Origin of the sequence: Fulvimarina fulva (assembly GCF_039652615.1) — a bacterium.
In the GTDB taxonomy this organism is placed as follows: domain Bacteria; phylum Pseudomonadota; class Alphaproteobacteria; order Rhizobiales; family Rhizobiaceae; genus Fulvimarina.
Genome location: NZ_JBDJAC010000030.1, coordinates 1 through 2,347, shown reverse-complemented (window position 1 = coordinate 2,347; position 2,347 = coordinate 1). Strand labels below are relative to the sequence as shown.

Annotated in this window: 2 protein-coding genes and 3 pseudogenes; 1 reads left to right on the top strand and 4 read right to left on the bottom strand. The window is 52.0% G+C overall.

The genetic code is table 11. The features are described 5' to 3' along the window. Nucleotides 1–123, top strand: a pseudogene (locus ABDX79_RS19615) (IS481 family transposase); the annotation flags it as partial. 690 nt (nucleotides 124–813) lie between these two features. Here the strand turns inward: ABDX79_RS19615 and ABDX79_RS19610 are convergent. From ABDX79_RS19610 to ABDX79_RS19600, 4 genes and pseudogenes are all read right to left on the bottom strand, one after another. Next, nucleotides 814–1,320: a DUF4150 domain-containing protein gene (locus ABDX79_RS19610; protein WP_346221980.1), complete on the bottom strand. Its 507-nt coding sequence runs from the start codon at nucleotides 1,318–1,320 to the stop codon at nucleotides 814–816. 30 nt (nucleotides 1,321–1,350) lie between these two features. Next, nucleotides 1,351–1,716 carry an immunity protein YezG family protein gene (locus ABDX79_RS19605; protein ID WP_346221979.1) on the bottom strand — a complete coding sequence of 122 codons (366 nt, stop codon included), beginning with the start codon at nucleotides 1,714–1,716 and terminating at the stop codon, nucleotides 1,351–1,353. Then, nucleotides 1,713–2,140 (bottom strand): annotated as a pseudogene (locus ABDX79_RS19795) (DNA/RNA non-specific endonuclease). Before ABDX79_RS19795 ends, ABDX79_RS19605 begins: the two are co-directional and overlap by 4 nt. Then, a pseudogene (locus ABDX79_RS19600) lies at nucleotides 2,124–2,347 on the bottom strand (IS5 family transposase); the annotation flags it as partial. The pseudogenes ABDX79_RS19795 and ABDX79_RS19600, both read right to left, overlap by 17 nt.

Below are 2,347 nucleotides of genomic sequence, written 5' to 3'. Positions count from 1 at the left end.
GCCAAACGGTTGAAGACCCTGAGAGGCCTCACCCCGTTCGAGCATTTGGTCCGATGCTGGACGGAAGAGCCCGTACGATTCATAAACGATCCAACCCATCACATGCCGGGACTGAACACCTAGGTAGTGCGTAGCGTTGACAGAAGACATCGCTTTTTTGATCTCAGAGCGTGAATATCCTTGTAATCTCAAATCGGCAGCGTACGCGGTTCGCGCGGCATCCTGCGCTTTTTGATCGCGCAGGAGGTTAGTGAACGATCCTTTTTTATCCATCGTCGACCATTTTTCTCGTGCCCAATCCAGGACGGTGTGGGCATAAGCAAGCTCGTCGGCGGTCATGCTATTAATCGTGGTCTCCTGCTCTTTAAGTTGACGTATAAACTCTTTCCGATCGACACCTTTAGGAATTTCAAAGCATCTTACACGTAAGAGCCCGGTACTCCTCGCCCCGCCTGAACTCTCAGCATCCGCTCTATCGGTGTCGGTTTCTCCTTTCTTCTCCCTATCTATCTTTTCGCAAAGTTCTCCGGCTTCCTTGCGCTTGCGGGCGGCGCCGGCAAAGTCACCCGCCTTTTCGAGCGCCTCGGCCGCTCTTTCGGCCATCTTTAGCTTCTTGAGCGGATTGACGACCTCGAAGACAACGCCGCCGGCAGCGCCGATTGCACCGAGCACACCGTGCTCGGCGTAACCCGCCTTAACGCTTTCGTAGGCGCCGACAGCCGTATCCTTGGCATAGTTACCCACAGCCTCAGCGCTGCCAGCGGGATCTTTGTAGACCTGACCGGCGACATAGGCCGCGCCGCGCCCGATGTTCTAAGCGCCTTGCCAGATTTCGGGGCCCGTCGGGATACTGTCGTACGCGGCTTGCGCATCCCGGCCAATCTGTGAGGTGTCGCTGGCGTATTCGCTCAGCTTGTTGAAGATCCCTTCGCCCGCGGCTGCCGCATCCGATGTCGAGGAAAAGCCGGCCCAGTAGTCCCCGGCCGCTTTCTCGTACCAAGCCCTGTCTTCCTCGTCGTTGCCGTCTGGAGCAGCATTGACCTCGGTCGATTTGACGTGAATGTATTCGCCGGGACAGTTGCCGTTGTTGAGCGTGCAGGTGTCGGAGTGACGGATTACCGGCTGCCCCTCAACCCGAATGTTGTCCGAATGGCTCGTCGGCTCGACCACGTCGCCGACCGTACCTGACTTGACACCCTTGCCGACACCTGGCTCGTCGCCATAGGTCGTCGTGAATTTGCTGTCCCACTTCTTGATGATCTGGCCGTTTGAGCGAACAGTGCCGGCGTAGTTCTGATCATCGTCCGCCGGGGTAAATATTTACTACATTAATGACGCATAAATTAATCTTTATTGCAAAGTCTTATCAAACTTGTGCAACTCCCAACGATACGGGTCATCGTATTCAAATTTGAGATCAAAAGTTCCGTCAGCGTCTAATGTTAGGAGTGACGCGCGCCAGTCTTCATTATTTTTCTGAAATTTCGAATGAAATTTATTAACAATTTTATTTAGATCATCTGCGTAATCGAAAAATCCTTCTGGAGATCGTCTATAGCCTTCTAAATCGTAATAAATGATCGAGATTGACGACGCGTCTTTATTGGCGCGTCCCAGGGCGACTATTCTGGTAAAACGCTCACCGATGTCTCCTATCACCATATCAGAGACCGAAAGCGCGTAATTTTCAATTGCTTCATCTTTCCATGATGTCATTGAAATTTTTCCCCAGCCGCGTTTCTAAAGGAGTGTTGAGTTAAAACCCCATCAATCTGTTCAATCACTTTAAATCCCTGCGGTCGAATTGCCTCGCCACTGTAAATTGGAAGGATATCCACAACCACCTCTTTCCCTTCATTAATAGCACGCTCCCACGAATTCTCCATTGCTTTCCAAGCACCTTGATTTAGATTTTGGTTTGCGCAACCGTATTCATCGCATCAGCTGGACCCTCAAAACGCGAACCGATCAGGTGTCCTCCGTGATCGTCGGCCAGCCGTTCAGCTCCTCCTGCTTCCCGCTGAATTTTCGGATCACGTGGGGCCTTTTTCAATTTTAACTTACCTTTAGCGCTTGTCGTCCTTCCTAGTTCGTCCAGCTTGTAAGTGTATTCATTGAGGATGCTAGGCCTCGTGGACAAAGGGTAGCCAAAGTTTGATTGCTGCAATGGAGACGAAGCCGAGATAGGACTCTCTGGTTTTGTCGTATCGGGTTGCGACCCGTTGCCAGTTCTTGAGTTTGTTGAACAGGCGCTCGACGAGATTGCGCCATTTGTACTTCTCAGCGTTATGCGCCGGCGGATCGATCCGGTTCCGCTTGGCAGGAATGACCGCCTCGATATCCGCTT